At 71.6% G+C, this 25,874-nt stretch carries 21 protein-coding genes; 17 read left to right on the top strand and 4 right to left on the bottom strand.

The genetic code is table 11. The features are described from left to right. Nucleotides 1–22 precede the first annotated feature (22 nt). Together QRY02_RS26575 and QRY02_RS26570 are read right to left on the bottom strand one after the other, a co-directional pair. Nucleotides 23–1,045, bottom strand: coding sequence for a GDSL-type esterase/lipase family protein (locus QRY02_RS26575; RefSeq protein WP_285985572.1), 1,023 nt, complete (start codon nucleotides 1,043–1,045; stop codon nucleotides 23–25). Further along, nucleotides 1,042–3,774, bottom strand: a complete 2,733-nt coding sequence (locus QRY02_RS26570) for an exo-rhamnogalacturonan lyase family protein (protein WP_285985571.1) — start codon at nucleotides 3,772–3,774, stop codon at nucleotides 1,042–1,044. The genes QRY02_RS26575 and QRY02_RS26570 overlap by 4 nt, the downstream gene beginning before the upstream one ends. 285 nt (nucleotides 3,775–4,059) lie before the next feature. On the opposite strand from QRY02_RS26570, the gene QRY02_RS26565 reads away from it, so the two are divergent. From QRY02_RS26565 to QRY02_RS26490, 16 genes are all read left to right on the top strand, one after another. After that, on the top strand, nucleotides 4,060–5,346 hold the full coding sequence (locus QRY02_RS26565; RefSeq protein WP_285985570.1) for an ABC transporter substrate-binding protein: 1,287 nt from the start codon (nucleotides 4,060–4,062) through the stop codon (nucleotides 5,344–5,346). Nucleotides 5,347–5,359: 13 nt separating this feature from the next. Then, nucleotides 5,360–6,307, top strand: a complete 948-nt coding sequence (locus QRY02_RS26560; RefSeq protein ID WP_285985569.1) for a carbohydrate ABC transporter permease — start codon at nucleotides 5,360–5,362, stop codon at nucleotides 6,305–6,307. Beyond that, on the top strand, nucleotides 6,304–7,134 hold the full coding sequence (locus QRY02_RS26555; protein WP_285985568.1) for a carbohydrate ABC transporter permease: 831 nt from the start codon (nucleotides 6,304–6,306) through the stop codon (nucleotides 7,132–7,134). The genes QRY02_RS26560 and QRY02_RS26555 overlap by 4 nt, the downstream gene beginning before the upstream one ends. Beyond that, a complete protein-coding gene (locus QRY02_RS26550) occupies nucleotides 7,131–7,688 on the top strand; it encodes a hypothetical protein (protein WP_285985567.1) in 558 nt (185 codons plus the stop codon). Before QRY02_RS26555 ends, QRY02_RS26550 begins: the two co-directional genes overlap by 4 nt. After that, complete coding sequence (locus tag QRY02_RS26545) at nucleotides 7,685–8,761, top strand: LacI family DNA-binding transcriptional regulator (protein ID WP_285985566.1); 1,077 nt, start codon at nucleotides 7,685–7,687, stop codon at nucleotides 8,759–8,761. Before QRY02_RS26550 ends, QRY02_RS26545 begins: the two co-directional genes overlap by 4 nt. Beyond that, on the top strand, nucleotides 8,758–9,867 hold the full coding sequence (locus QRY02_RS26540) for a glycoside hydrolase family 53 protein (RefSeq protein WP_285985565.1): 1,110 nt from the start codon (nucleotides 8,758–8,760) through the stop codon (nucleotides 9,865–9,867). The genes QRY02_RS26545 and QRY02_RS26540 overlap by 4 nt, the downstream gene beginning before the upstream one ends. 158 nt (nucleotides 9,868–10,025) lie before the next feature. After that, nucleotides 10,026–12,293 carry a cellulase family glycosylhydrolase gene (locus QRY02_RS26535; RefSeq protein ID WP_285985564.1) on the top strand — a complete coding sequence of 756 codons (2,268 nt, stop codon included), beginning with the start codon at nucleotides 10,026–10,028 and terminating at the stop codon, nucleotides 12,291–12,293. Between the two features lie 61 nt (nucleotides 12,294–12,354). Continuing rightward, nucleotides 12,355–13,410: a rhamnogalacturonan acetylesterase gene (locus tag QRY02_RS26530; RefSeq protein ID WP_285985563.1), complete on the top strand. Its 1,056-nt coding sequence runs from the start codon at nucleotides 12,355–12,357 to the stop codon at nucleotides 13,408–13,410. Between the two features lie 28 nt (nucleotides 13,411–13,438). Then, the gene (locus QRY02_RS26525) at nucleotides 13,439–14,455 is read left to right on the top strand and encodes an SGNH/GDSL hydrolase family protein (RefSeq protein WP_285985562.1); all 1,017 of its coding nucleotides are present in this window, start codon (nucleotides 13,439–13,441) and stop codon (nucleotides 14,453–14,455) included. A 32-nt stretch (nucleotides 14,456–14,487) separates the two neighbouring features. Beyond that, nucleotides 14,488–16,302, top strand: coding sequence for a rhamnogalacturonan lyase (locus QRY02_RS26520; protein ID WP_285985561.1), 1,815 nt, complete (start codon nucleotides 14,488–14,490; stop codon nucleotides 16,300–16,302). After that, a complete protein-coding gene (locus QRY02_RS26515) occupies nucleotides 16,302–18,497 on the top strand; it encodes a glycoside hydrolase family 2 TIM barrel-domain containing protein (RefSeq protein ID WP_285993918.1) in 2,196 nt (731 codons plus the stop codon). The genes QRY02_RS26520 and QRY02_RS26515 overlap by 1 nt, the downstream gene beginning before the upstream one ends. A 17-nt stretch (nucleotides 18,498–18,514) precedes the next feature. After that, nucleotides 18,515–19,840, top strand: coding sequence for a right-handed parallel beta-helix repeat-containing protein (locus QRY02_RS26510; protein ID WP_285985560.1), 1,326 nt, complete (start codon nucleotides 18,515–18,517; stop codon nucleotides 19,838–19,840). Between the two features lie 230 nt (nucleotides 19,841–20,070). After that, entirely contained in the window at nucleotides 20,071–20,505 is a 435-nt protein-coding gene (locus QRY02_RS26505) for a hypothetical protein (protein ID WP_285985559.1), read from the top strand. A 43-nt stretch (nucleotides 20,506–20,548) separates the two neighbouring features. Continuing rightward, nucleotides 20,549–20,953, top strand: coding sequence for a VOC family protein (locus QRY02_RS26500; protein WP_285985558.1), 405 nt, complete (start codon nucleotides 20,549–20,551; stop codon nucleotides 20,951–20,953). A gap of 66 nt (nucleotides 20,954–21,019) precedes the next feature. Further along, on the top strand, nucleotides 21,020–21,292 hold the full coding sequence (locus QRY02_RS26495; RefSeq protein ID WP_285985557.1) for a hypothetical protein: 273 nt from the start codon (nucleotides 21,020–21,022) through the stop codon (nucleotides 21,290–21,292). Further along, entirely contained in the window at nucleotides 21,289–22,227 is a 939-nt protein-coding gene (locus QRY02_RS26490) for an anti-sigma factor RsbA family regulatory protein (RefSeq protein WP_285985556.1), read from the top strand. Before QRY02_RS26495 ends, QRY02_RS26490 begins: the two co-directional genes overlap by 4 nt. A gap of 86 nt (nucleotides 22,228–22,313) precedes the next feature. Here QRY02_RS26490 and QRY02_RS26485 read toward each other — a convergent pair whose 3' ends face one another. Next, on the bottom strand, nucleotides 22,314–23,255 hold the full coding sequence (locus QRY02_RS26485; protein WP_285985555.1) for a lysyl oxidase family protein: 942 nt from the start codon (nucleotides 23,253–23,255) through the stop codon (nucleotides 22,314–22,316). 162 nt (nucleotides 23,256–23,417) lie between these two features. Here QRY02_RS26485 and wecB point away from each other — a divergent pair, with 162 nt between their 5' ends. After that, entirely contained in the window at nucleotides 23,418–24,593 is a 1,176-nt protein-coding gene (wecB, locus tag QRY02_RS26480; RefSeq protein ID WP_285985554.1) for a non-hydrolyzing UDP-N-acetylglucosamine 2-epimerase, read from the top strand. On the opposite strand, the gene QRY02_RS26475 is transcribed toward wecB, so the two are convergent. Further along, nucleotides 24,563–25,870 (bottom strand): NAD(P)/FAD-dependent oxidoreductase, encoded by a 1,308-nt coding sequence (locus tag QRY02_RS26475; RefSeq protein WP_285985553.1) that lies wholly within the window; start codon nucleotides 25,868–25,870, stop codon nucleotides 24,563–24,565. The genes wecB and QRY02_RS26475 overlap by 31 nt on opposite strands. Between the last annotated feature and the right edge of the window lie 4 nt (nucleotides 25,871–25,874).

Raw genomic sequence — 25,874 nt, 5'->3', positions numbered from 1 at the left:
CGGCGGAAACGGCCGTCACCCGTCAGGGGCGCAGGAACCCCGCGAGCGGCAACCGGGCCCGGGTCATCGCCCGTGCGACGAGCGCGGCGAACTGCTCCGCGCCGTACCGGCTGAGGTGGGTCGCGTCGTCGACGCCGTCGTGCGCGAGCGTCAGGTACAGCGGCCAGGACGCGGCTTCGCCCAGGCTTTCCAGCAGCGCCTGGCTGCGCGCGGTCAGGTCGAGCAGCGGGATCTTCTGCTGCCGGGCGACGTCTCGCATGACCGCGGGCAGGTCGACGCCGAGGTTGTTGACGACGAGGCCGAGCGGGGTGAGCTTGCCGTCCGCGCCGAACCGGTGCCGCACCGGGGGTGTGACCATGACCGGCGCCCCGCCCCGCTCCCGGACCCCGGAGATCAGGGTGGCGAGGTTGGCGCGGTAGACGTCTTCGGTCGTCTGCTTGTCGTTGTGCGCCAGCTGGATCAGGACCGTGTCCCCGCACCGGATCATCGGTCGCACCCGGGCGAAGTAGAGCGGGTCCGCGAGGTAGCTGACCGTGCTCGCGCCGGATTGGGCGTAGTTCCGCACGCTCGGGCCGGCGCGGAAGAACTCCGGCAGCGCCTGGGCCCAGCCGTTCTTCGGCAGGTTCGCCCAGTCGGACGCGGTGGAGTCGCTGATGACGAAGACCCGCGGCGCCTTCGGTGCCGGCGTCACGGCGATCCGGACCGGCTGCGGCGCCGGACCGGTGAGGTGCACCTGGAGTCCCGGCGTGCCCGGGCCGTCCTGGCCGCTCGGCATGCCTTCGGGCGTGCGCACCTCGACGGTGACCGAACGCTCGACGCGCTGGCCCGCCCTGGTGGCCACCGGCGCGAGGGCGATCCGCCGGGCTTCGACGTCCAGCCCGGTCGACCCGGCGTCCCGGCCGCCCAGCACCACGTCGATCCGGTAGTCGCCCGCCGGCACGTCGAACGAGCACGAGCCGGTGCACACGGTCCACCGTGGAGCCGCGTCCGCCGGCACCGCGCCGAACGCGAGCAAGACGGCCAGGGCGGGTCCGAGGATCTTCACGGCGCTTCCTCCGGGGCGATGGCGAGCAGGGCGATGGTGGCGAGGTTCCGCTGGGCGAAGTCGTTGGTGGCGAACGTGGCGAAGTCGCCCGCGGGGTTCGTCGTGGTCCGGGTGGGGATCTCGGTCACCGGACCGGCGACGGCGGAACCGGTGACGCGTTCCGCGGGCGGCCACGGCTTGCCCGCCGGGTCGCTGGTGAACTGGTCCCAGCCGCGCTTGCGCAGGCCCGCGTCGCCGAGCTGCTCGCCCGCCCAGGCCGTCACGCGGGAGTAGATCGTCTTGAACAGCCCGGGGTTGAAGTCGCGGCCGTACCGGGCGATCTTCTCGGCCGACGGGGCTTGGGCGTACCGGGCGAAGTCCAGGTAGGTCCGGCGGAACTCCGGGACGTCGACCAGGTCGAGGGCCTCCCAGAGGATCTGCTCGCCGAGGAAGGCCATCGAGAGGTTGTAGCCGCCGTCGAAGTCCCCCTTCTCCAGGTTCACCAGGTGCCCGGTCGCCGGGTCGAAGCCGACCGCGCCGCCCGCCTCGCCGGTGAACAGCCCGGCGGGGAAGGTGGCGATGTCCTTCATGCCGGTGACGATCCGGTCGCGCCAGCGGACGTCGCCGGTGCGTTCCCACTCCGTCAGCCAGTTGCTGACCAGCGCGTACCAGTCCGGACCGATCCGGACGCGGGCGGGCGCCTTCGTCTGCGGCGGCAGGACTTCGCGCAGCGGGTCGACCGTGCGCAGGGTTTCGTCGACCTGCAGCGACGACCGGATCAGCTCGCCCAGCAGCTCGTCGGCGGTGAGGTAGTAGGAAAACCGCTTCGTGAACGACTCGCCGACCCGAGCCTCCTTGGCGCCGTCGCCCCAGTGCACGACGGCGTGGCGCGACCCGAGCCCGGCGAACCGGCCGCTGTGGTGGGTGTCCACTTCGGACACGTGCTGGGTCATGGCGTGCGCCAGCCGGAACGTCCGGGGATCGCCCGAGCGCAAGAAGGCGTACCAGAGCAGGGCGTCCGTGCCGAGCTCGGCGTTGTCCCAGGCGTACCCGCCGACGTCGTAGCGCCATTCGTGGCGGTCCGCGTCGTAGGTGTGCATGACGTCGCCGTAGTGCCAGAACCCGTACCACTCGCGCTCGTCGACCTGGTCGGCGTAGAAGCCGATTTCGCGGGAGATCCCGTCTTCGAGGGCCGCGCGGGCGGGCGTGCTGCGGTCGGGCAGGCTCCAGCGGCCGAACACGCCGGCCGCGTGGTAGGTGCCCGGGTCCGCGACGAGCTGCGGCGGCGCGGTCAGGGTGGCCGACAGCGCGGCGACCGTGTCCCGGGGTGGGGTGGCCGCCAGCGCCCACAGCCGCAGTTCGGTCGAGCGCACCATGCCCTGCGGCGTCGCGAAGCCTTCTTGGACGTCTTCGTAGGACAAATCCAGCCCGTGGGCGACGGTGTCGTAGGTACGCAAGTCCATCGCGGGAGCCAGCGGGGAGTACGACCAGAGCGTCACCGACGCCGTGTCCGTGGCCGCGCCGCGGACGTCCAGCGAGCGCGGGGCGCGCTGCCAGAAGTCACGCAGCCCGAAGCCCAGCCCGCCGGCGGGGCCGCCGACGTAGCCGAAGCCGGAGGCGCGGTCGCCGTGGCCCGCGTGCTTGAGCCAGCTGCCCGCGGCGCTCGTGCGCTTCCACACCGCGAAGTGCCGGGCGGACTCCTGGAACAGCGTGAAGTCGTTCCACAGCGCCAGGTTCTGGTAGCCGTCGCGCACCTGCTGGCCCCACTGCGCGACCGGCGGGGTGGCGGTGCCGTCGGTCTGGGCCTTCCGGACGGCCGTGCCGGGGTCGCGGCGCAGGCCGGTGAGCACCCGGACGGGCTCGCCCCAGACGCCGCCCGCGGCCGTGCCGAAGCGGACGTGCCGGTTGTGCGGCTCGTCGGTCAGCGGAACGGCGAACCGCAGGCCGAGCCCGCGGACGAAGTCGTGGTTTTCGTCGGCGTCCCAGCGGAAACTGTGCACCACGCGCAGGGACTCGTCGCCCGCCCCGAGGTAGACCCGCAGCGTCCACGGCAGGATCGCGCGGGTGCCGCGGCCGCGGTCGCGCCGGTACCGGCCGGTCAGCTTGACCACCGCGCGCACCGGGCCCGCCTGCTCGACCTCGGCGCGTTCGACGATGCCCGTCCAGTCCTCGCGGCGGGGCGCCCGGGTGTCGCCGTCGTCGTCCGGCTGGTCCTGCAGCCGCAGCACGAGCTCGCCGTCGCGGGCGACGACCCGCCCGGCCCGGGAGAGCGACGGCAGCGCGACGGCCCCGGTCGTGGCGAGCTTCAGCTCGACCGTCCCGTTGGCCACGACGATTTCGCGCGGCGACCGGTGCACGGTGACCGGAACCGGTGGCGGCGCGGGTGTCCCGGGTGCCAGTGTGAAGGCGTCCGCGGTGGCGGCCGACGTCACGGCGTGCCCGGTCCACTTGACCGAACCGTCCGGCCAGTACGCCAGCGGCCACGACTGCACCGGAACTCCGCTGCCGTCGCCGGCGTGCAGGGCCAGCGGCACGGTCCTGGACAGCGTGCCCCGTGGCCAGGGGACGCCGAAGGCGCAGCCCACCGGGGCGGCGGGGCGGCCGTCCAGCCAGTGCAGGCGGACTTCGCCGCCGCCGGACGCCGCGGAGGCGGCCGCCGCGGCGGCCGTCGACGGGGTGACGGCGGTGGCGGCCAGGGCCGACACGCCGCCGAGGAAGACTCTGCGGGAAAGGGGGAACTGCGGGGACATCGTCGGCCTCCGGATCAGCTCGTCGCTGCCGCGATGAACCGATTCAAACCAGACGGCCCGGCCGTTGTCAACGAGGGCGACCCGATCAGTCCAGTCCGCGAGTAAGCGCTTTCTCGATCAACCGATCAACGGCGGCAACCGTTCGACCGATTCGAAAGTTTCGGCGCTTTCGGTGCGATCATTGCCGGTTGACGCCGCCCGCGCGCGGACTTACCGTGCTTGAACCGATTCAAGACCGAATTCCGGTGAGCTCGCCCGGGTGGTGGTCTCCAGAAGGGAAATTCGATGAACGGACGGTTCGGGCTGCGCGCCGGCCTGGTGGCGGCCGTGGCGGTCACGCTGGCGGGGCTGATCACGGGGTGTGGCGGCGGCGGTGCCGCGTCGGGGCCCACGACGATCCGCTTCGTCTGGTGGGGCAACGAAGACCGCGCCAAGGTCACCAAGGCCGCCGTGGACCTGTTCATGAAGGACAATCCGGGCATCACGGTCCAGACGGAGTACGCCGCGTACGACGCCTACTTCCAGAAGCTCTCGACCCAGGTCGCCGGCGGCGCGTCACCGGACCTGATCCAGCTGGACCGCGCGACGCTCGGCGAGTACCAGCACCGGCACGTGCTCGAAGACCTGAGCCCGTACGTGGGCAAGGCGGTCGACGTCACCGGGATCGCGCCCGCGCTGCTGGCCGGCGGGAAGATCGAGGGCAAGCAGTACGCCGTGCCCGGCGGCCAGACCACGCAGATGCTCGCCTACGACGCGGGCGTCTTCACCAAGGCGGGCGTCGAGCCGCCGTCCGGGCCCGGCAAGACCTGGACCTGGGCGCAGTTCGGCGAAGGTCTGCGCAAGGTGGCGGCGACCGGCGTGGCCGGGACGACCGACTTCGGCTGGGCCGTCGACTGGTTCGAGGTCTGGCTGCACCAGCACGGCAAGCAGCTCTACACCGACGACGGCAAGCTCGGGTTCACCGCCGCCGAGCTGACGCAGTTCTGGACGCTGACCGGCGACCTGCGCGCGGCCAAGGCCGTCACCGCGCCCGAGGTCACCACGAAGATGGACGGCTCCATGCCGAACTCCGGCCTGGTCACCAAGCGGGCCGGGTCGGAGATCAACTACGACTCCAGCCTCAGCGCCTACCTCTCCAGCTACGGCCCGGGGATCAAGGCGGCGCCGCTGCCCGCGGACGGCACGGTGTCCGGCATGGCCGCGATGCCGCCGGTCACCTTCGCCGTCGCGCAGCGCTCGGCGCACAAGGAGGCCGCCGCCAAGCTGCTGAGCTTCCTGGTCAACAACCCGGAAGCGGGGAAGCTGCTGGGCGTGGCGCGCGGGCTGCCGCCCAACACCGCGATCCGCGAGCAGGTCTGCGGCGCGGCCCAGGCCGCCACGAAGGCGGTGTGCGACTACGAGAAGTCGGTCGCCGACCGGATCGGCCCGGCGACCGGCCTGTGGCCCACCGGGTCCGCGGCGGTGAAGCGCGACTTCCAGCGCGTCTACGACGACGTGATCTTCGGCCGCACGAGCGTCGCCGACGGGGCCGCGCGCGTGGTGCAGACCGCGCAGCAGTCGCTCGGGTCCTGAGGGAGAACGCACGATGACGCAAGCTGTGCTGGACCGGCCGGTGGTGCCGGGCCGGGCCGCGCCCCGCCGCCGGCGCGGCCGGGCCGGCCAGGGCACCGGCTACCTGTTCCTGTCGCCGTGGCTGCTCGGCGTGCTGGTGCTGACCATCGGCCCGATGATCGCGTCGCTGTACCTGTCGTTCACCGACTACGACCTGTTCGACGCGCCGCACTGGGTCGGCCTGGGCAACTACGTCACGATGTTCACCGCCGACGACCGGTTTTGGCACGCCGCCGGCGTCACCGCCCGGTACGTCGGGCTCTCGGTGCCGCTCAAGCTCGGGCTGGCGCTGGCCGTTGCGATGCTGCTGAACCGCGCCCGCCGCGGCGCCGGGCTGTACCGTTCGGCGTTCTACGCGCCCTCGCTGCTCGGCGCGAGCGTGAGCCTCGCCCTGGTGTGGCGCGCGATGTTCTCGACCGGCGGCACGGCGGACCGGGTGCTCGCCGCGTTCGGCCTCGACACGGGCGGTTGGGTCGATCAGCCGCAGTTCGCGCTGCTCGCCGTGATCGCGCTGGCCGTCTGGCAGTTCGGCGCGCCGATGGTCATCTTCCTGGCCGGGCTCAAGCAGATCCCGAAGGAGCTGTACGAGGCGGCGGAGCTCGACGGCGCCGGCGCGGTCCGCCGGTTCCGGTCGGTGACGCTGCCGATGCTGTCGCCGGTGCTGCTGTTCAACCTGGTGCTGGAGACCATCCACGCGTTCCAGTCGTTCACCGGCGCGTTCGTCGTCAGCAGCGGCCGCGGCGGGCCCAGCGACTCGACCCTGCTCTACACCCTCTACCTCTACCAGCGCGGCTTCACGGACTTCCGGATGGGCTTCGCCTCGGCGATGGCCTGGGTGCTGCTGGTGGTGATCGGCGTGCTCACCGCGCTGCTGTTCCGCGGCTCGCGCCGGTGGGTCTTCTACGCGGGGGAGACTCGATGACCCGCCGGTCGTGGGGATGGCACCTGCTGATGGTGCTGATCCTGGTGGTGCTGCTGTACCCGGTCGTATGGCTGGTCTCGGCGTCGTTCAAGCCCGCGGAGGAGGTGCTGGCCGGGCTGTCGCTGCTGCCGTCGCACGCCACCGGGGACAACTACACGCAGGTGTTCGCCGGCGTGGCCGGGTACAGCGTCTGGCACTACTTCGCCAACTCGCTGGTGATCTCGGTCGGCGCGGTGATCGGCAACGTCGTGTCCTGCTCGCTCGCCGCCTACGCGTTCGCCCGGCTGCACTTCCGGGGCCGCGGGCCGATGTTCGGGTTCATGCTCTCCACCATCATGCTGCCGCAGCACGTCGTGCTCATCCCGCAGTACGTGATCTTCCAGAAGCTCGGCATGGTCAACACGTTCTGGCCGCTCGTCCTGCCGAAGTTCCTGGCCACCGACGCGTTCTTCGTCTTCCTGATGGTGCAGTTCATCCGGACGCTGCCCGGCGAACTGGACGAGGCCGCGACGATCGACGGCTGCGGGCCGGTGCGGACGTTCCGGTACGTGATCGCGCCGCTGCTGCGCCCGGCCCTGATCACCACCGCCATCTTCACCTTCATCTGGACCTGGAACGACTTCTTTTCCCAGTTGATCTACCTCAACGACCCCGGCCGGTTCACCCTGCCGCTGGCGCTGCAGATCTTCGTCGACCAGACGAGCCAGTCGGCGTTCGGCCCGATGTTCGCCATGTCGGTGCTCGCGCTGCTGCCGATCGGGCTGTTCTTCTTCGCCTTCCAGCGGTACCTGGTCGAGGGCGTCGCGACGTCGGGGCTGAAGGGATGAAAACGCAGTACCGCTCGCTGACGCTGCTCGCCGAGGTCCTGTTCGTCGGCCTCCTGGTCGGGGTGGCCTCGGTGTTCGTCGTGACGTCCTTGGCCGCGGCGGCCGCCGGTTCGGTCCTGGTCACCGAGGTCGCCGCGGACGCCCGTACACCGGCCGTGCGCCGCTTCGCCCGGCTGTTCCGCACGGCGTTCGCCCACCCCGTGGCGGTGCTGGCCCCGGCGGGTCTGCTGGTCGTCGGGGCCGTCGACGTCGTCGCGGTGCTGGGCGGGCTGCCCGGTGGCCGGGTGTTCGGGGCCGTGCTGGGACTGGTGCTCGCCGCGCTGCTCGCGGCTGGGCTGCGGGGCGCGGCGGCCTGGCGACCGGAGCGGCGCTGGCCGGAGGTGCTGGCGGTGGCCGGCCGGGAAACGGTCTCGGACTGGCGTGGCAGCCTCGGGCTCGTTGCCGCGATCGTCGTCGTGGCCGTCGTGGTGGGGCAGGCGCCGGCCTTCGTGGTCGTCGCTCCGGGCCTGCTCGTGCTGGCCGCGGTCGCGGTCGGCACCCGGGAGCGCCGGTGAAGCCGCCGATCGGCATCCGGGACGTCGCCCTCCGGGCCGAGGTGTCGGTCGGGACGGTGTCCAACGTGCTGAACCGCCCCGACGTGGTCGCCGCCGCCACCCGCGCGCGGGTCCTCGCCGCCATCGACGCGCTGGGCTACGTCCGCAACGAGCCGGCGCGCCAGCTGCGCTCCGGCACCGCCCGCACGATCGGCTTGGTGGTGCTCGACGTGGGCAACCCGTTCTTCACCGACGTCGCCCGCGGCGTCGAAGAGGCGGCGAGCGAGGCCGGGCACGCGGTGATCCTGTGCAACAGCGGCGAATCCGTGGCCAAGGAACGCGGGCACGTCGAGCTGCTGGCTTCGCAGCGGGTGCACGGGGTGCTGATCACGCCGGTCGAGGCCGGGCCGGCACCGGTGCGGTGGCTGCGGGACCGGGGGATTTCGGTGGTCCTGCTCGACCACCCGACGGCGGAGGAGGACCTGTGCTCGGTCGCGGTGGACGACCGCCACGGCGGTGAGCTCGCGGTCACCCACCTGCTGGCCGAGGGGTGCGAGCGGATCGTGATGGTCACCGGCCCGGCGGGCATCCACCAGGCGGCCGAACGCCACCGCGGCGCCCGCGACGCGATCCGCCTGGCGGGCCGGCCGCCGGACGTCCTCGAGGTGCTGCCGGCACCGGCCCTCAACGTGGCGTGTGGCCTGCGGGCCGGCGAGCAGCTGCTGGCCAGGGCGGTGCTGCCGGACGCCGTCTTCTGCGCGAACGACCTGCTGGCCCTGGGCCTGCTCCAGGCCGCGGTGCGGGCGGGCGTGCGGGTGCCGGAGGACCTGGCGATCGTCGGCTACGACGACATCGACTTCGCGGCGGCGGCCGCGGTTCCGCTGACGTCGGTCCGCCAGCCGAGGCACCGGATCGGCCGCACCGCCGCGGCCCTGGTCATCGCCGAATCGCTGTCGCCGGCCGAGCACGAGCACCGGCACGTGGTCTTCACGCCGGAGCTGGTCGTCCGCGAGTCGAGCCGCCGCCCGAGACGGGCGCGGTGGCCGTCCCCGTCGTCGAACAGCTCGAGAACTCGATCAAAGGAGATCGGATGACCGTGTCCCGCACCGGCCGCCTCGCGACGGCGGCCCTGATCCTGGTGCCCCTCGTCCTGCCCGTTCCCACGGCTTCGGCCGCGAACTCACTGAGCATGCTGGGCGCGGACGTCTCGACCGTCCAGCGGGCGCTCGACCTCGGCGCGAAGTACACCGACGCGGCCGGGGTGGCCCGCGATCCCCTCGACATCCTCAAGGGTGCGGGCGCCGATTACGTGCGCCTGCGCGTGTGGAACAACCCGCGCAGCGGCTACAACGACAAGGCCAAGGTGCTGCAGTACGCCCGCGCGGTGAAAGCCAAGGGCCTCAAGCTCCTGGTCGACTTCCACTACTCCGACACGTGGGCCGATCCCGATACGCAGACCAAGCCCGCGGTCTGGGCGTCGCACGGCGTGAGCCGGTTGCAGACCGACGTCTACGACTACACCTACGACGTCTGCTCCGGGCTCAAGGCCCAGGGCACGACCCCGGACAGCGTGCAGATCGGCAACGAAATCAACGTCGGGATGCTGTGGAACGACGGGAAAGTCGTCAACAACGACTTCACCAACCTGAGCCTGCTGCTCAAGGCCGGCTACAACGCCACCAAGGCCTGCAACGGCGGCACCCAGGTCGTCGTCCACACCGCCGACGCCGACAGCGACGCCCACGCCCGCTGGTTCTACGACGGCATCCGGGCCCGAGGCGTCCCGTGGGACATCACCGGCCTGTCCTACTACTGCTACTGGCACGGCACGATGGCGAACATGGCCGGCGTGGTGTCCGACCTGCGGTCCCGGTACGGCAAGCCGGTCGTCCTCGCCGAAACGGCCTACCCGTACACGACGGCCAACGACGACAGCACCCCCAACGTCATCTCGGCCGCGCAGCCGTGCGCCGGGTACCCGGCCACCCCGGCCGGGCAGGCGGCGAACTTCACCGCCGTCCAGGACACCGCCCGCGCCGCCGGCGCGATCGGCGTCTTCTACTGGGAACCCACCTGGTACGCGGTGACCGGCAACGGCTGGGACCCGGCCGACATCGCCGGTTCCGGCAACGGCTGGGAGAACCAGGCCGTCTTCGACCGCTCCGGCCGGTTCAACCCGCAGGTTCGCTGGCGAGCGTGACCGGCCACCGAGAAAACGCTTTCTCGGCCAGCTTAACGGTTAAGCAGGTTGGCCGTTTTCTGTCTCATCACTGGTGTTCCGCCGGTGTCGCGCGTGTTACCGTGGGAGCGCTCCCAGCCTGAAACTTTCCTGTCGAGTCGTTCTCCAGGAGGTCGGTAATGAACTGGCGATTCCTCCGTGCGCTCGTGGCCGGCTTGCTCCTGGCCGCGGCCGCCGTCATGGCGCCCGCCGCGGCCGGGGCGGCCACGCCAACGCGGGTCATGGCGCTGGGCGACTCCATCACCGGGTCGCCCGGCTGCTGGCGCGCGCTGTTGTGGAAGCACCTCCAGGAGACCGGCCACACGGACGTCGACTTCGTCGGCACCCTGCCGCCCCAGGGCTGCGGCTTCACCTACGACGGGGAGAACGAGGGTCACGGCGGGTTCCTGGCGACCGGGATCGCCCGGGACAACCAGCTGCCCGGCTGGCTGTCGGCGACGCACCCGGACATCATCCTGATGCACCTGGGCACCAACGACGTCTGGAGCAACATCCCGGCGAGCACGATCCTCGACGCCTACACCACGCTCCTCGGGCAGATGCGGGCCGCCAACCCGGCGACCAAGCTGGTCGTCGCGAAGATCATCCCGATGAACCCGGCCAACTGCGCTGCCTGCGGCCAGCGGGTGGTCGACCTGAACAACGCCATCCCCGGCTGGGCGCAGGCGCACTCCACGGCCGCGTCGCCGATCACCGTCGTCGACCAGTGGACCGGGTTCGACCCGGCGACGGACACCGGTGACGGCGTCCACCCGAACAACACCACCGGCATCCAGAAGATGGAGAGCCGCTGGTACCCCGCCCTGGTGGCGGCGCTCGGCACCGGCACACCCACCGCGACCGGCCTGCACGTCGACGGCACCCGGATCCTCGAGGCCAACGGCTCGCCGTTCGTGCTGCGCGGGGTGAACCACGCGTACGTCTGGTACCCGGGCCAGAACCGGGCCTTCGCCGACATCAAGTCCTTCGGCGCCAACACGGTCCGGGTCGTCCTCGGCAGCGGGCAGCGGTGGGGGCCGACCCCGGCCGCCGAAGTCACGGGTGTCATCGGGCAGTGCAAGCAGAACCGGCTGATCTGCGTCCTGGAGGTGCACGACACCACCGGGTACGGCGAGCAGAGCGGGGCCGCCACCCTCGACCAGGCGGCCGGTTACTGGATCAGCGTGGCCGATGCGCTGAAGGGCCAGGAGAACTACGTCGTGATCAACCTGGGCAACGAGCCGTTCGGCAACGACCAGCAGGTCAGCGCGACCTGGACGAGCGCGACGAGCAACGCGATCAAGCGGCTGCGGGCCGCCGGGCTGCAGCACCTGCTGATGGCCGACGCGCCGATGTGGGGCCAGGACTGGCAGAACATCATGCGTGACAACGCCCCCGCGGTGTTCTCCGCCGACCCCCAGCACAACACCGTCTTCTCCATCCACATGTACGGCGTCTACGACACCGCGGCCGAGATCAACGCGTACTTCGACGCCTTCCGCACCGCCGGGCTGCCCCTGGTCGTCGGCGAGTTCGGCAACATGCACACCGACGGCAACCCGGACGAGGACACGATCATGGCCCAGGCGCAGGCCCGCGGCCTCGGCTACCTCGGCTGGTCGTGGAGTGGCAACAGCAGCGACGTCGCCTACCTCGACATGACGAACAACTTCGACCCGGCGAGCCTGACGGCGTGGGGTGAGCGGTTCCTCAACGGCGCCAACGGGATCCGGCAGACGTCGAAGGAAGCCACGATCTACGGTGGCGGCCAGGCGGACACCCAGGCCCCGTCCGTCCCGGGCACGCCGGCCGTGTCGGGCGTGACGTCGAGCGGGGCCACGCTGAGCTGGACCGCGTCGACCGACAACGTCGGTGTCACCGGCTACGACGTCCTCCGGGCGCCGGGAGCGAGCGGGGGCACGTTCGCCGTGGTCGGTTCGACCGCGACGACCTCGTACACCGACAGCGGCCTGACGGCTTCGAGCACGTACCGGTACCAGGTGCGGGCGCGGGACGCCGCCGGGAACACCTCGGCCGGCTCCGGGGTCGCGACGGCGACGACGAGCCCGGGCGGCGGTTCCGGCGCGTGCAAGGTGGCCTACGCGTCCTCGAACTGGGGCGGGGGCAACGGGTTCACCGCCAACGTCACCATCACGAACACCGGCACGAGCGCGGTCACCGGCTGGACGCTGGGCTTCACCTTCGCCGGCGGCCAGCAGGTGACCCTGCCCGGCTGGGGTGCCACCTTCGCCCAGGCCGGTGGGGCCGTCACCGCCAAGAACCTGAGCTGGAACGGCACGCTGGCGCCGAACGCCTCGACCGGCATCGGCTTCAACGGCACGTTCACCGGCACCAACCCGGCGCCGTCCGCGTTCACCCTCAACGGCAGCACCTGTTCCATCGGCTGAGACAGTCCATCCAGGACTGTAAACATCCAGGACTGTAAACATCTAGGACAAAGGAGTCCTCGTGTCATTCAGGCAGCGAGCGGTCGTCCTCGCCGGCTTGGCCGCGGCCACCCTGGTTCCCGCACCGGCGGTGGCCGCGGCCGTCCGGGAAGCGCTTCCCGCGCAGTGCTCGGGAAGCGCCCCGATCAAGTGCCACTTCGCCGTCGCCCCGGGGAACTACGACGTGACCGTCGGGCTCGGCAGCGCCACCAGAGCGGCGAACACCTCGATGTCGGCGGAGGCACGACGGCAGGTCCTGACCGCTGTCTCGACGAGCGCGGGCCAGGTCGTCCCCACGACGGTCACGGTCAACGTGCGCAACCCCGAGGGCCAGCCGACCGGCCAGGGCGGCACCGGCACCGCGGGCCTGGACCTCACGTTCGGCGGCAGTGCGCCCGCGATCGGCTCCCTGACCGTGACGGCGGCCCAGGCTCCGCTGGTGACGTACCTGGCCGGCGACTCGACCGTCTGCGACCAGCCGGTGGCGCCCTACACCGGCTGGGGCCAGGTGCTGCCCACCGCCGTCCGGAGCGGGGCCGTGGTCGCGAACTACGGGGACTCCGGCGAGAGCTCGGGCAGCTTCCTGGCCAACAGCGCGCTGTTCCCGCGGATGAAGCCGTTGATCAAGAGCAAGGACCTGGTCCTCATCCAGTTCGGGCACAACGACAAGCAGACGTCGGCGACGGCGTTCCGCGACAACCTCACCAAGCTGGTCAACGGCGTCCGGGAGCGCGGCGGGATCCCGGTCCTGGTGACACCGCCGGTGCGGCGGCTGTTCAGCGGCACCAAGCTGACTCCGACCGCCCTGCACGTCAACGGCGTGGGCGCCGACCTGCCCGCGATCATCCGGGCACTGGGCAAGAGCGCGAACGTCCCGGTGATCGACCTGACGGCCAAGAGCAAGGCCCTGGTCGAATCCCTCGGCCCGTCGGCGTCGCAGCAGATCTACCTCACCCAGGCCACCGACGGCGTCACCGACAACACGCACTTCTCGGCCTACGGCGCGACCCGGATGGCGGGCCTGGTCGTCCAGGGCGTCCGCGAGCAGAACCTCTCGCTCGTCGCCTACCTGCGCTGACCCGGTGCGAACGAGAAAGGGGCAGAGGATGCCGATCGGCACGAGGTCGCGGGCGGTCACGCTCGCGGTGGCGGTCGTGGCCGCGGTGAGCACGGCGGTGCACCCGGCTTCGGCCGCCACCGGCGACGGCTCGCCGTCGGACTCGAACATCCGGTACTTCGGGCGCTGGGACACCCGTTCGGCGGGTGCGTACGTGTCCGAATGGGCCGGGGCGTACGTGGTGGTCGGCTTCACCGGGACGACGGTGAAACTGCGCCAGCGCAACGCCGTCGACCTGTTCACCAGCATCGACGGCGGCGCCTGGGTGTCGCGGACGAACGTCCGCGGCACGCTGGACCTGACGCCGGCCCGGCTGCCGCAGGGCACGCACACGCTGCGGGTGTCCTACCGGCCCGTCGCCGGTTCTTACCACGGTGACGCGGTGTTCCAGGGCGTGGTCCTGGACTCCGGGGCCCGGACCGTGGTGCCGGCCGTGCCGTCGCGGATCATCGAGTTCGTCGGTGATTCGATCACGGTGGGCCAGCGGTCGTCGAAGCAGGCGCTGACCGCGTACGGCTGGCTGACCGGCGAGGAACTGGGCGCCGGGCACACCCAGATCGCCGTCGGCGGCGCCTGCCTGTACCCGGCTCCGGACGGGTGCCTCGGCATGCGGGACCGGTTCCTGAAGACCGGCCTGGCGACCGGCTCGCCGGACTGGGACTTCGCCCGCTACCAGGCCACCGACGTGGTGATCAACCTCGGCACCAACGACCTGTCGCACGGCGTCTCCGGTGCGCAGTTCCAGAGCGCCTACCTGACGCTGCTGCAACGGGTCCGCGCGAAGTACCCGAACGCGGCCATTTACGCGATGGAGAACTTCTACCGGCGCTACGCCACCGAGACGAAAGCCGCGGTGACGACCCGGAACAACGCCGGGGACAGCAAGGTCGAGTTCATCGACACCACGGGCTGGATCGACAAGGCCACCGACACCGCGGACGGCACCCACCCGAACGACGCCGGGCACCGGAAGATCGCGGCCCGGCTCGTCGCCGTCCTCGGGTGATCCTCCGGCAAACACTGCAGAAATGAGGAGTCATGCGTAACTCGGTCAAGCGGCTGGTCCTCGCCGCCGCGGGGGTGCTGGCGGCGGGGCTGGTGCCCGTCCCGGCCGCGGTCGCGGCCACGCCCAAGGTCGACAAGCTGAACCGCGGGGTGGTCAGCGTCCACACCGCCCAGGGCAACACCGTCGGCTGGCGCCTGCTCGCCGACGACCCGGCCGGCGTGGCGTTCAACGTCTACCGCGACGGCACCAAGGTGACCACCGCCCCGGTCGGCGGCCCGACGAGCTTCGTGGACGCGGGCGCCCCGGCGGGGGCCCGGTACACCGTGCGCGCGGTGACCGGCGGGGTCGAGCGGATGTCGGCCTTCGCCGCCGAGGATTCGCTGACGTTGACCAGCGGGGTCGCCGCGAGCACCCGGGACGTCCCGATCCAGCCGCCCGCCGGCGGCACGACCCCGTCCGGGGAGAGCTACACCTACACCGCGAACGACGCCAGTGCCGGTGACCTGGACGGCGACGGCCAGTACGAGCTCGTGCTGAAGTGGGATCCGACCAATTCCAAGGACAATTCGCAGTCCGGCTACACCGGCAACGTCTACGTCGACGCCTACCGGCTCGACGGCACCCGCCTCTGGCGGATCGACCTCGGGCGCAACATCCGCGCCGGCGCGCACTACACGCAGTTCCAGGTCTTCGACTACGACGGCGACGGCAAGGCCGAGGTCGCGATGAAGACCGCGGACGGCACCCGGTCGGGCACCGGCCAGGTCATCGGCAGCGCGAGCGCCGACTACCGCAACTCGAGCGGGTACGTCCTGTCCGGCCCGGAGTTCCTCACCATGTTCAACGGTCAGACCGGCGCCGCGGTGTCCACGGTGAACTACGACCCGCCGCGCGGCACGGTGTCCTCCTGGGGTGACAGCTACGGCAACCGCGTCGACCGGTTCCTGGCCGGGACGGCCTACCTGGACGGCGCCCACCCGAGCCTGATCATGAGCCGCGGCTACTACACCCGGACCGTGATCGCGGCCTGGGACTTCCGCGGCGGCGCGCTGACCGAGCGGTGGAAGTTCGACTCGAACTCGGCCGGGTCGCAGTACGCCGGCCAGGGCGACCACCAGCTGGCCATCGCGGACGCCGACGGCGACGGCCGTGACGAGATCGTCTTCGGCGCCATGGCGATCGACGACAACGGCAGTCCACTGTGGAACACCCGCAACGGCCACGGCGACGCCATGCACGTCGGCGACCTGATCCCGAGCCGCGCGGGCCTGGAAGAGTTCAAAGTGGACGAGGACAAGTCCAAGCCCGCAGCCTGGATGGCCGACGCGAAGACCGGGCAGATCATCTGGCAGAACGCCTCCTGCAACTGCGACAACGGCCGCGGCGTCTCGGACGACATCTACGCCGGCAGCCCCGGCGCCGAGTCGTGGTCGTCCGCGGTGTCCGGGCTGCTGAACACCAGCGGCCAGAACATCGGGCGCAAGCCGTCGTCGACGAACTTCGTCATCTACTGGGACGGTGACGCCCAGCGCGAGCTGCTGGACGGCACCCACATCGACAAGTACGGCACCGGCGGCGACACCCGGCTGCTGACCGGCTCCGGCGTGCACGCGAACAACGGCACCAAGAACACGCCGTCGCTGCAGGCCGACCTGTTCGGCGACTGGCGCGAAGAGGTCGTCTGGCCGACCTCGGACAACCGGGCGCTGCGGATCTACTCGACCACCGACCCGACGAGCATCTCGCACGTGTCCCTGATGCAGGACCGGCAGTACCGGGAGGCCGTGGCGTGGCAGAACACGGCGTACAACCAGCCGCCGCACCCGAGCTTCGCCCTGGCCCGGTGATGGCGGTGTCAACGTTGCGGAAAGCCGTCGCCGGGGTGCTGGCGCTCGTGCTCGCGCCGCTCACCGTCGTGTCCGGCACCGCCGACGCGGGGACCGCCGCGGCGAACCGGTACCGGACGGTCGCGGACTTCGACGCCGGCTGGCTGTTCAACTACGGCGACGCCAGTGGTGCCGGCGGTGCTTCGTACAACGACGGCGGCTGGCGCAAGCTCAGCGTGCCGCACGACTGGAGCATCGAGGGCCGCAACCCACCGGCGAACCCGTTCTCGCAGTCGGCACCGAGCACCGGCCGCGGCGGGTACCTGCCCTCGGGCATCGGCTGGTACCGCAAGCACTTCTCGCTGGCCGGGGTGCCCGCCGGCCGCCGGGTGTCGCTGGAGTTCGACGGCGTGATGGCCAACGCGAGCGTGTACGTCAACGGCACGCTCATCGGCACCCACCCGTACGGGTACACCGGTTTCCGCTACGACATCACGGCGGCGGCAAAGCTTGGCGGCGACAACGTGGTCGCCGTCAAGACCGACACGACGTCGCAACCGGCGTCGCGCTACTACACCGGTGCCGGGATCTACCGTGACGTCCGGCTGATCGCGACCGATCCGGTGCACGTCGGGCAGTGGGCCACCCGCGTCACCACGCCGGACAACAACACCGTGCACGCGGAAACCACGGTGGTCAACCAAGGGGGCGCGGCGGCGAACGTCAGCGTCCAGGGCGTGCTCAGCGACCCGGGCGGGGCCGCGCTGCCCGCCGTGACGACGGTGGCCAAGACCATCGCCGCCGGGGCGTCGGCCACCTTCGCCTACGACGTGCCGGTGAGCAACCCGAAGCTGTGGGACCTGGCGAACCCGAACCTGTACTCGCTGGCCACCACCGTCCTCGCGGGCGGCACCGCGGTGGACGACGACATCACGTCCGTCGGCATCCGCACGCTGGCGTTCAGCCCCTCGAGCGGGATGAGCCTCAACGGCAAGACCGTGAAGTTCCAGGGGGTCGCGCTGCACCAGGACCTCCACGGGCTCGGGATGGCCGCCCCGCAGCGGGCCGTGCAGCGGCGGCTCGCGCAGCTGAAGGCGCTCGGGGTGAACGCGATCCGCACCGCGCACGACCCGCCGAGCCCGGCGTTCCTCGAGCTGACCGACCGGATGGGGTTCCTGGTCCTCGACGAGTTCTTCGACGTCTGGACCCAGCACAAGTACTCCGACGTCGGCGACTACGCGACGTACTTCAACCGGACGGCGTCGTCGCCGACCGGGACGCCCGCGGTGCCCGGCGCGAGCGGCTCGGTGCCCTGGTACCAGGTGGACGCGACCAGCGTGGTCATGCGCGACCGCAACCACCCCAGCGTGGCGATGTGGAGCACCGGCAACGAGATCCGCGACCCGATCGCGACCCGGACGCCGCTGCTCACCCGGATGGTCGCGATCGCCCACGCGCTGGACCCGGGACGTCCGGTGACGCAGGCGCTGTTCCGGCCGAGTGACAGCGGCGACGTCACCGGCGCCACCCGGACGATCGTGGACGTCTTCGGCGGCAACTACCGCCCCGACGAGGTCATCCAGGCCGCGAAGGCGTCTCCGGCGCGGGCCGGGCTCTTCACCGAGATGGGCACCGACACCTCCGCGTGGACGACCGTCCGCAACAACGCCGTGGTCACCGGCCTGTTCCTGTGGACCGGTGTGGCGTACCTCGGGGAGGCCGACGGGCTGTGGCCGCGGGCCGAACCGGACTTCGGCCTGCTGGACGGCGTGGGCACGGTCCGGCCGATCGGGTATTCGTGGCAGCGCACGTGGGGTGCGCCCACGACGTCGCCACCGGCGACCGGCACCACGGCGAACCGCGTGCTGCTGTCGCCGGACCACAGCACCGTGTCCACGGACGTCGACGACGTCTCGTACGTCAAGGCCACCGTGGCCGACGCTTCCGGCCGCGTGGTGACCGGCTCTTCCGCCCCGATCACGTTCAGCGTCAGCGGGCCGGGCGAGCTGGTGGCGGTCGACAGCGGGAGCCCGGTGCAGGAAACCTTCCGCGGCCCGGTGCGGAAGGCCTACCAGGGTGTCGCGTACGGCCTGGTGCGGGCCACCGGCGCGGGCACCATCACGGTGACCGCGAGCTCCGCCGGGCTGACGCTCGGCACGACCACGCTGACCGGCACCACGGCACCGTTCGTGCCGTGTTCCGGCAGCTGCAACTGAAGAAGCCTGGAGTGTGCATGAAAACCGTTGTCCCCTTCGTGTTCTGCACGGTCGCGGTGACCGCCGCCGCGCTCGTCGGCACCCCGGTCGCGGCGAGCAGCCCGGCGGCCGGGAAGACCTACTACGTCGCCCCGGCGGGCAGTGACAGCGCCGCCGGGACCCAAGCCGCGCCCTGGGCGTCGGTCGCGCACGCGCAGGCCGTCGCGCAGGCCGGCGACACGGTGTACCTCCGGGGTGGCACCTACGCCTACTCCCGGGCGAACAAGGCCTGCGCGAGCCAGACCGACCGGGTGGACGCGATCACGCTGAACAAGAGCGGCACTTCCGGTAACCCGATCCGCTACTGGGCCTATCCCGGCGAAACGCCCGTCTTCGACTTCTCCCGGGTCGGCGACGACTGCCGGATCAAGGGCTTCGACGTCACCGGCAACTACATCCATCTCAAGGGGCTGGAGGTCAAGGGCGTCCCCCAGAACAACAACCTCAACCACGAGTCGTGGGGCATCTGGATCTCCGGGAGCGACAACACCTTCGAGGCGCTCAACCTGCACAACAACATGGGACCCGGGCTGTTCATCCAGGACGGCGGCGGCAACCTCGTCCTCAACTCCGATTCCCACGACAACTACGACCCGCGCACCTCGAACGGCGCGGGCGAAAGCGCCGATGGGTTCGGCGCGCACATCTCCGCCGGCCACCCGGGCAACGTCTTCCGCGGCTGCCGCGCGTGGTGGAACTCCGACGACGGGTTCGACCTGATCAACGCGTTCTCGTCGGTGACCATCGAGAACTCCTGGGCCTGGCGCAACGGTTACCTGCCGCAGACCACGACGTCGTCCGGCAACGGCAACGGCTTCAAGATGGGCGGCTACGGCGGGAAGTACGTCACCAACGGCGTCAAGCACTTCCTTCGTGACTCCGTGGCGTTCAACAACAAGGCCGCGGGCGTCTACGCCAACCACCACACGCTGGCCAACGACTACTTCAACAACACCAGCTACAACAACCACCCCGACTACAACATGCTCGGCATCACCTCGAGCGGTGCCGCCACCGGGCTGGGCAACCTCCGGAACAACATCGCCTACGCGGGAACGTTGACGTCGAACATGTCGGGCACGAGCGCTTCGTACAACTCGTGGAACCTGGGCGGCACGCTGTCGGACGCGCAGTTCCGGAGCGTGTCGACGTCCGGCTGGGACGCGCGGCGCCAGGCCGACGGCAGCCTGCCGGTGCTGCCGAACCTCCACCTGGCGGCGGGCAGCTCGCTGATCGACAAGGGCACCAACGTCGGCCTGCCCTACCGCGGCAGCGCCCCTGATCTCGGCGCCTTCGAGTCCTGAACGGACGGATCGGTGGTGACCCCGCCCGGGTCACCACCGACCGGGACCCGCTTGGCCGACGCGGTTTCCGGATTGTCTTTCATGGCTGAGCACCTTCGGCGGAATACGCACTTTTCGATGATTTACGGAAAGCGCTTTCAATTGCTGCGTCGCCGACGCCCGCTCGACGATCCGACGGAGATCAACTAGGCTGGGTGTGCTCTGGGGGACGGCGAGAACGAGGAGCGAGCGTGCCCACATTGACCGAATTGCCCCAGTGGACGATTCGGACCTCCGGTGACCAGGCCACCTTCACGCACGTTCCGGCCGGCCGTGGCCCCGCGGCACCCCGGGGGTGGGCCGGGCGCGGGCTGGCCCTGCGCGAGGAGGACCTCCCCGGCTTCGCCAAGGCGCTCGGCGAGGTGATGAAGCTGCCGACCTACTGGACCGCGCGGGCCCGGGCGGGCCGCTTGACGCTCGAAGGCGAGCCGGCCTGGTCGGAACCCCGGCACGAGCCGGCGGACGGCTACGTCTACGTCTACGTCTCCGGGCCGTGCGAGCCGCCGCGGCCCGAGCCGGGCGGCTCGTTCACCGTGCACCTCGCCGACGTCCGCGCCCTGCGGGTGCGGATCGCCGCCTACCTGCACCAGCGGGAGTGGGGGTTCGCCGCCCGGCCGAGCGGGTAAGCGGGGTGACCACGCGGCCGCCGGCAGGACGGGGGAGACGACCATGGCCATCAGGCTGGGCAGCACGGTGATCAACTGCACCGACCTGGACACCATGACCCGCTTCTGGTGCGCGGCGCTGGGCCTCCGGCCGGCGTCCGAAGACGGCGGCTTCCGGCTGCTGCGCGGCCCGCACGTCAACCTGTCGCTGCAACGGTCCGCGACGCCGGCGTCGGCGCGGGACCAGATGCACCTCGACCTCTACGCGGACGACCTGGGGCACGAGGTCGACCGGCTCATCGGCTTGGGCGCGCGGTTCGTGCGCCACGTCGACGACGACCCGGCCGACGAGTGGGTCGTCCTCGCCGACCCGGAGGACAACCTGTTCTGCGTCTGCGTGAAACCGGCGGCCGAGGTCCGCGACCCCGCGGCGCGGGCGGCAGCGCCGGGAGCCGGTCCGGCGGCGTAGTCTCGGCCCCGTGCCGATGCCGACCGAGCGGGACAGCGCGCGGTCTTCGCCCGCCCGCGACCACGTGTGCCGGGGGTACCGGCGCCGCGACGAGGGTCTGGACCGCGCGCAGAGGTTCCTGGCCGAGGGCCTGCGGCCGGCGAGCGGGCGCTCTACGCCGCCCCGGGTGACGAGGCCGCGCTGACCGGCCAGCTGCGGGGAGACGAGCGCTGCGACGAGGGCCTGGACCGCTGGGCCGTCCAGGTCGCTTCGGTCGACGTGACGTCGCTGATGCGCACGCCGGCCCGGCTCGTCGAGCTGCTGGACCTGACCGGCGTGCGCGTGGGGCGTGCCGCGTGAGCGCCGGCCGGGACCGGGGCTACGACCACGCCGCCGTCCACTACGACCGCGACGAGGATCTGCTCGCCGTCGCCGTGCCGTTACTCGAGGGCGGGCTGGCCGCCGGCGAGCCGACGCTGGTGTCGCTGGAGCCGGAACGCGCCGAGCTGGTGCGCGGCGCCCTGCCACCGTCCGCGCGCGTGGAGTACCTGTCCACCCACGACCTGTACGCGCGGCCGGCCGCGGCGATCAAGTCCTACCGCGAGCTGATGGCCGGGTTCGTCGCCGGCGGCGCGGCCGGGATCCGCATCTTCGGCGAGATCCCGCCGGCCGCGATCGACACGTCGTGGGACTGGTGGGCCCGCTACGAGTCGGCGGTCAACCACGCCTACGACGAGTTCCCGCTGCGCAGCATGTGCGCGTACGACATCCGCAAGACACCGCGGCACGTCCTCGACGACGTCGCCAGGACTCACCCGTTCGTGGCCACTCCCGGCGGCCACCGCACGAACACCGGCTACCTCGACCCGCTGTCCTTCCTGACCGGCCCGCGCCCGATGGCGCCGCTCCCGATCGAACTCACCCCACCGCTGGCCGAGCTGGCCGACCCCCGCCCCGCGGACGCGCGCCGCGCGGTCGTCGCCATCGCCCCGGTGGACCTGCCCGAGGAGGAGGTCGATGACCTCGTCCTCGCGGTGAGCGAGATCGTGGACAACGCCCTGCGCCACGGCCGCCCGCCGGTCCGGGTCCGGATCTGGGCGGGCGCGGGGCAGATGGTCGTCTCGGTGCACGACGCCGGCGAAGGGCCGGCCGACCCGTTCGCCGGGCTGCTGCCGGCGGCCCGCAGCATCGGCGGCCGCGGCTTGTGGATCGCCCACCAGATCTGCAGCCAGGTGACGTTGCACCGCGACGAAACCGGCTTCACGGCCCGCCTCACGGCGGGCCGCCCCTGGTAGCGCGCGGTTCCGGCTCCTGAAACCGCTCCGCGACGGCGCGCTCACCGCCGCCGCGGCTCGGCAACCGGACCGGGACCTCCGGCCGCTCAGGCGCAGCGGGGCTGTCCCGGGCAGCTGCGCAGCAGCTTGACCACCGGCGCGGCCGGCACCGTCCCGTCCGGCCCCGGCATTCCCAGCGGCCACGCAATGGCCAGTGCGACCGCCGAAGAATTGTTGCGGTAGTTCGTCTCCAGCAGCGTCTGGTCGGCGTTGACCGTGTTCACCAGGTCGTACGTGCCCGTCGGGACGTGGGTGATGTCCAGCCACTGGAAGTCCACCGGGTACTTGTAGTCGTCGCCCGCGCCGACCGAAATCCCCTCGAGCACCTCGAGTGCCGTGGGCTCGTGGTGGCGGCACATGTTGCCACGCAGCGTTTTGGCGAGGGCGGCGTCGGCTCCCGTGTCACCCGGCACGTTCCTCAGCTCGCCGATGTCGTGCACCCGGAACCGGTCGCCGAGGCAGAAGCCGTTCTTGCGGTCGGTGACCACCGTGTTGCCCTGCGGGGAAACCAGCGCGAAGCGCTCGAAGTTCATCAGGTGCCAGTGCTGGTGGGCGAGGGCCGGCTCGTAGTACGTGAAGGCCCCGGTGGCGCGCTGCGCCGCCCCGTAGCTGTCCGGGATCGAGCCGTCCGTGCCGTTGCGCAGTGCCTGCCGGACCGTCATGGTCTCCTGCTTGGTGCTGTCGCGGCGCCCGTACAGCAGCAGCGGCCCGTCGCCGACGTTCTCTTCCGCGCTGGTGAACCGCAGCCGGACGGCCTTCGCCACCGACGGCGCGACGCAGCGGCCGTTGGGGGCGGCCGGGTCGATCACCGGGCACACGTCCCAGGCGGTGCACAGCGGGAGTTCGCCGGAACTGCCGCCGGCGCACCCCGGCACGGCCTGGCGGAGGTCGGGGAGCAGGAGGTTCGGCGCGGCGTCGGCACGGGGAGCGGAGGCGGAAAGGGTGGCCGAAAGGGCCACGAGCGCCAGTACCACGAATTTCTTGAGCAAGAGCGGGCCGTCCTGTCCGGTATTCCGATCGGCCCCATCCTAGGGCGTCCGCATTTCCCCGGTGCCACCCCGCGTCGTCACACGATGGACTGAGTTGCCTCCGGTTTCGCGGTTCCGGTGAGTAGCGTGCGGCGAACTCACCGCCCGAAAGGATCGCACCGCATGTCGACGACCACCGCAGATTTCCGTGAAGCCACCGGGAGTTCCCCGGCGGCGCAGCCCATCGGAACCGGGGGAATCACGCTGGTCTGCGGCACGCGGCCGGAACTGATCAAGCTCGCCCCGCTGATGCGGGTGTTCGGCGGCGAGTGCGCCGTCGTCTACACGGGACAGCACTACGACCGCTCGCTGTACTCGCGCATCCGCGCGGACCTGCCGCCGTCCGACCGGTTCCACGAACTCGGCGTGGGCGCCGGCCGCCGCGGCGGCCAGCTCGGCCGGACGGTCAGCGCGGTCGACGAGGTACTGGCGGACCGGCCCGGGCGGGCGGTGGTCGTCCAGGGCGACACGACGTCGGCGCTCGCCGGTGCGCTGGCGGCCAACGCGCACGATCTGCCGCTGGTGCACGTCGAAGCCGGGCTGCGCAGCCACGACCGGGCGATGCCCGAGGAGCACAACCGCGTGCTGATCGACCACCTCGCCGACCTGTGCTGCGCGCCGACCGAGCTCAACCGCGCCCACCTGCTGGCGGAAAACGTCCCGGACGAACGGATCACCGTCACCGGCAACACCGTCGTCGAAGCGCTGCAGGCCGCGCTCCCGGTCACCGAGGACCGGCGGGCGGTGCTGGCGGCGCGCGGGCTGGAGCGCGACCGGTTCGTGCTGGCCACGATCCACCGCCCGGAGAACGTCGACGACGCCGGGCGGCTGGGGACGATCCTGCGCGAGCTGGGCCGCCTGCCGCTGCCGGTCGTGTTCCCGCTGCACCCGCGCACGGCCAAGAGCGTCGAGCGGTTCGGCCTGCGGCACCTGCTCGGCCCGCTCGTCGAGCTGGAACCCCAGGCCTATCCGGCGTTCCTCGCGCTGGCCGCGGAAGCGGCGGTGCTCGTCTCGGATTCCGGTGGCATCCAAGAGGAAGCGAGTGTCCTCAAGCGACCGGTGGTCGTGGTCCGGCGCAGCACGGAGCGCCCCGAGATCGCCGGAACGTTCGGCACGCGGGTGCTCCCCGGCCCGGCGATCGGTACGGAGGTGGCGCGGTGGCTCGACGACGTGGCCGGCCACCGCGAGCGCCTCCGCCACCTCCCGTCACCGTACGGCGACGGGTCCGCCTCCGCCCGGATCGTGACGGCGCTGGGCGCGTTGCTCGATCAGCGGGCCGGTTCGGTGACCGCGGGCTGACCCGCCAGCGCCGCGACCACGTCGTTCGCCAAGGCGACGCTCGAGTTCCAGCTCGTCACGTCCGGGTAGACGTGGGCGGTGGTGGCCAGCAGGAGGCCGGTGCCGTCCACGGTCACCGGGGGGCGCCGGGCCAGGTACCCCAGCGGGTACACCGGTTCCACGAAGGGCGCCTTGAACACCCGCACCTCCTCGATGCCGTCGGCGCCGAGCTCCGGGTACAGGCCGCGCAGCTGCGCGGACCAGCGGGCGGCGATCGCGGTGTCGTCGTCGAGGTACAGCTGCGAATCGCGGTCGGTGTAGTGCATGACGTACACGAGGTGGCGACCGTCGTGAGGGCCGGCGAGCGCGGACATCGCGACGACCCCGTCGAACTCCGTGCCCGAGTGCAGCACCGGCGTCCAGTAGTGCTCGGTGACCGGCTGCCGGAGGAAGAACACGCCGGTGACCACGCCCTGGTAGGGCAGGTCGGTCGTGGGCAGCCGGGCGGCGAGCGCTTCGTCGGCGATGCGCCGCAGCAGGGGCAGCGGCACGGTCGAGATCACGTGATCGGCGTCCAGGACCTCACCGCCGGTCAGCGTGAGGACCGAACGGCCGCCGGTGCTGTGCAGCCGCCGGACGGGCGCCGAGGTGCGCACCACTCCGCCGGCCCGCTCGATCGACGCCCGCAGCGCGTCGATGATCGTCTTGTACCCGCCGTCCGGGTAGCCACGGGTGGCGACGTTGCGCTCGCGGCCGAGCCGCTGCCACAGGTACAACGCCGGAACGTCCCCGAAGGACGGTCCGAACTTCGAGCCGAACATCGGCGCGAAGAGCCGCTCCCAGACGACGTCGCCGTAGAGCCCGCGCAGCCAGTCCTCGGTGCGCAGCGTGTCGAGGTCGCGGCCCCGCCCCAACCGGCGCAGCAGCAGCGAAACCACGCCGAAGCGCACGCGGTCGTGCAGGCGCAGCGGGGAGAAGCGGAGCAGGTCGAGCGGGGAGTTGAACGGGTGGCGGCGGCCGTCGACGACCATGCCCATCGTCGTTTCGCGCCACCGCACGGCGTCCCGCAGGCCCAGCTCGCCCAGCAGCGCCAGCAGGCTCGCGTCGGAAGGCATGATGCAGTGGTAGAAGCGCTCGACCCACTGGTCGCCGTGGGCGAAGAAGGTGCCGAGGCCGCCGAGCTGATCGCTGCTTTCGAGCAGGGTCACGCGGGTGCCGCGGCGGGCGAGGCGGTGGGCGGCGGCGAGGCCGCAGATGCCGCCGCCGATCACGGCGACGTGCGAGTCGGGAGGGGTCACCGGG

Source organism: Amycolatopsis sp. DG1A-15b (assembly GCF_030285645.1).
In the GTDB taxonomy this organism is placed as follows: domain Bacteria; phylum Actinomycetota; class Actinomycetes; order Mycobacteriales; family Pseudonocardiaceae; genus Amycolatopsis.
The sequence above is the reverse complement of the archived record's forward strand: the minus strand, read 5'-3'. Positions and strand labels throughout refer to the sequence as shown.

What these genes read in the sequence shown, in the direction of transcription:
- QRY02_RS26570 (WP_285985571.1), bottom strand. Translation starts at nt 3,774, where the DNA reads ATGTCCCCGCAGTTCCCCCTTTCCCGCAGAGTCTTCCTCGGCGGCGTG.
- QRY02_RS26565 (WP_285985570.1), top strand. Translation starts at nt 4,060, where the DNA reads ATGAACGGACGGTTCGGGCTGCGCGCCGGCCTGGTGGCGGCCGTGGCG.
- QRY02_RS26560 (WP_285985569.1), top strand. Translation starts at nt 5,360, where the DNA reads ATGACGCAAGCTGTGCTGGACCGGCCGGTGGTGCCGGGCCGGGCCGCG.
- QRY02_RS26555 (WP_285985568.1), top strand. Translation starts at nt 6,304, where the DNA reads ATGACCCGCCGGTCGTGGGGATGGCACCTGCTGATGGTGCTGATCCTG.
- QRY02_RS26550 (WP_285985567.1), top strand. Translation starts at nt 7,131, where the DNA reads ATGAAAACGCAGTACCGCTCGCTGACGCTGCTCGCCGAGGTCCTGTTC.
- QRY02_RS26540 (WP_285985565.1), top strand. Translation starts at nt 8,758, where the DNA reads ATGACCGTGTCCCGCACCGGCCGCCTCGCGACGGCGGCCCTGATCCTG.
- QRY02_RS26535 (WP_285985564.1), top strand. Translation starts at nt 10,026, where the DNA reads ATGAACTGGCGATTCCTCCGTGCGCTCGTGGCCGGCTTGCTCCTGGCC.
- QRY02_RS26525 (WP_285985562.1), top strand. Translation starts at nt 13,439, where the DNA reads ATGCCGATCGGCACGAGGTCGCGGGCGGTCACGCTCGCGGTGGCGGTC.
- QRY02_RS26520 (WP_285985561.1), top strand. Translation starts at nt 14,488, where the DNA reads ATGCGTAACTCGGTCAAGCGGCTGGTCCTCGCCGCCGCGGGGGTGCTG.
- QRY02_RS26515 (WP_285993918.1), top strand. Translation starts at nt 16,302, where the DNA reads ATGGCGGTGTCAACGTTGCGGAAAGCCGTCGCCGGGGTGCTGGCGCTC.
- QRY02_RS26510 (WP_285985560.1), top strand. Translation starts at nt 18,515, where the DNA reads ATGAAAACCGTTGTCCCCTTCGTGTTCTGCACGGTCGCGGTGACCGCC.
- QRY02_RS26500 (WP_285985558.1), top strand. Translation starts at nt 20,549, where the DNA reads ATGGCCATCAGGCTGGGCAGCACGGTGATCAACTGCACCGACCTGGAC.
- wecB (WP_285985554.1), top strand. Translation starts at nt 23,418, where the DNA reads ATGTCGACGACCACCGCAGATTTCCGTGAAGCCACCGGGAGTTCCCCG.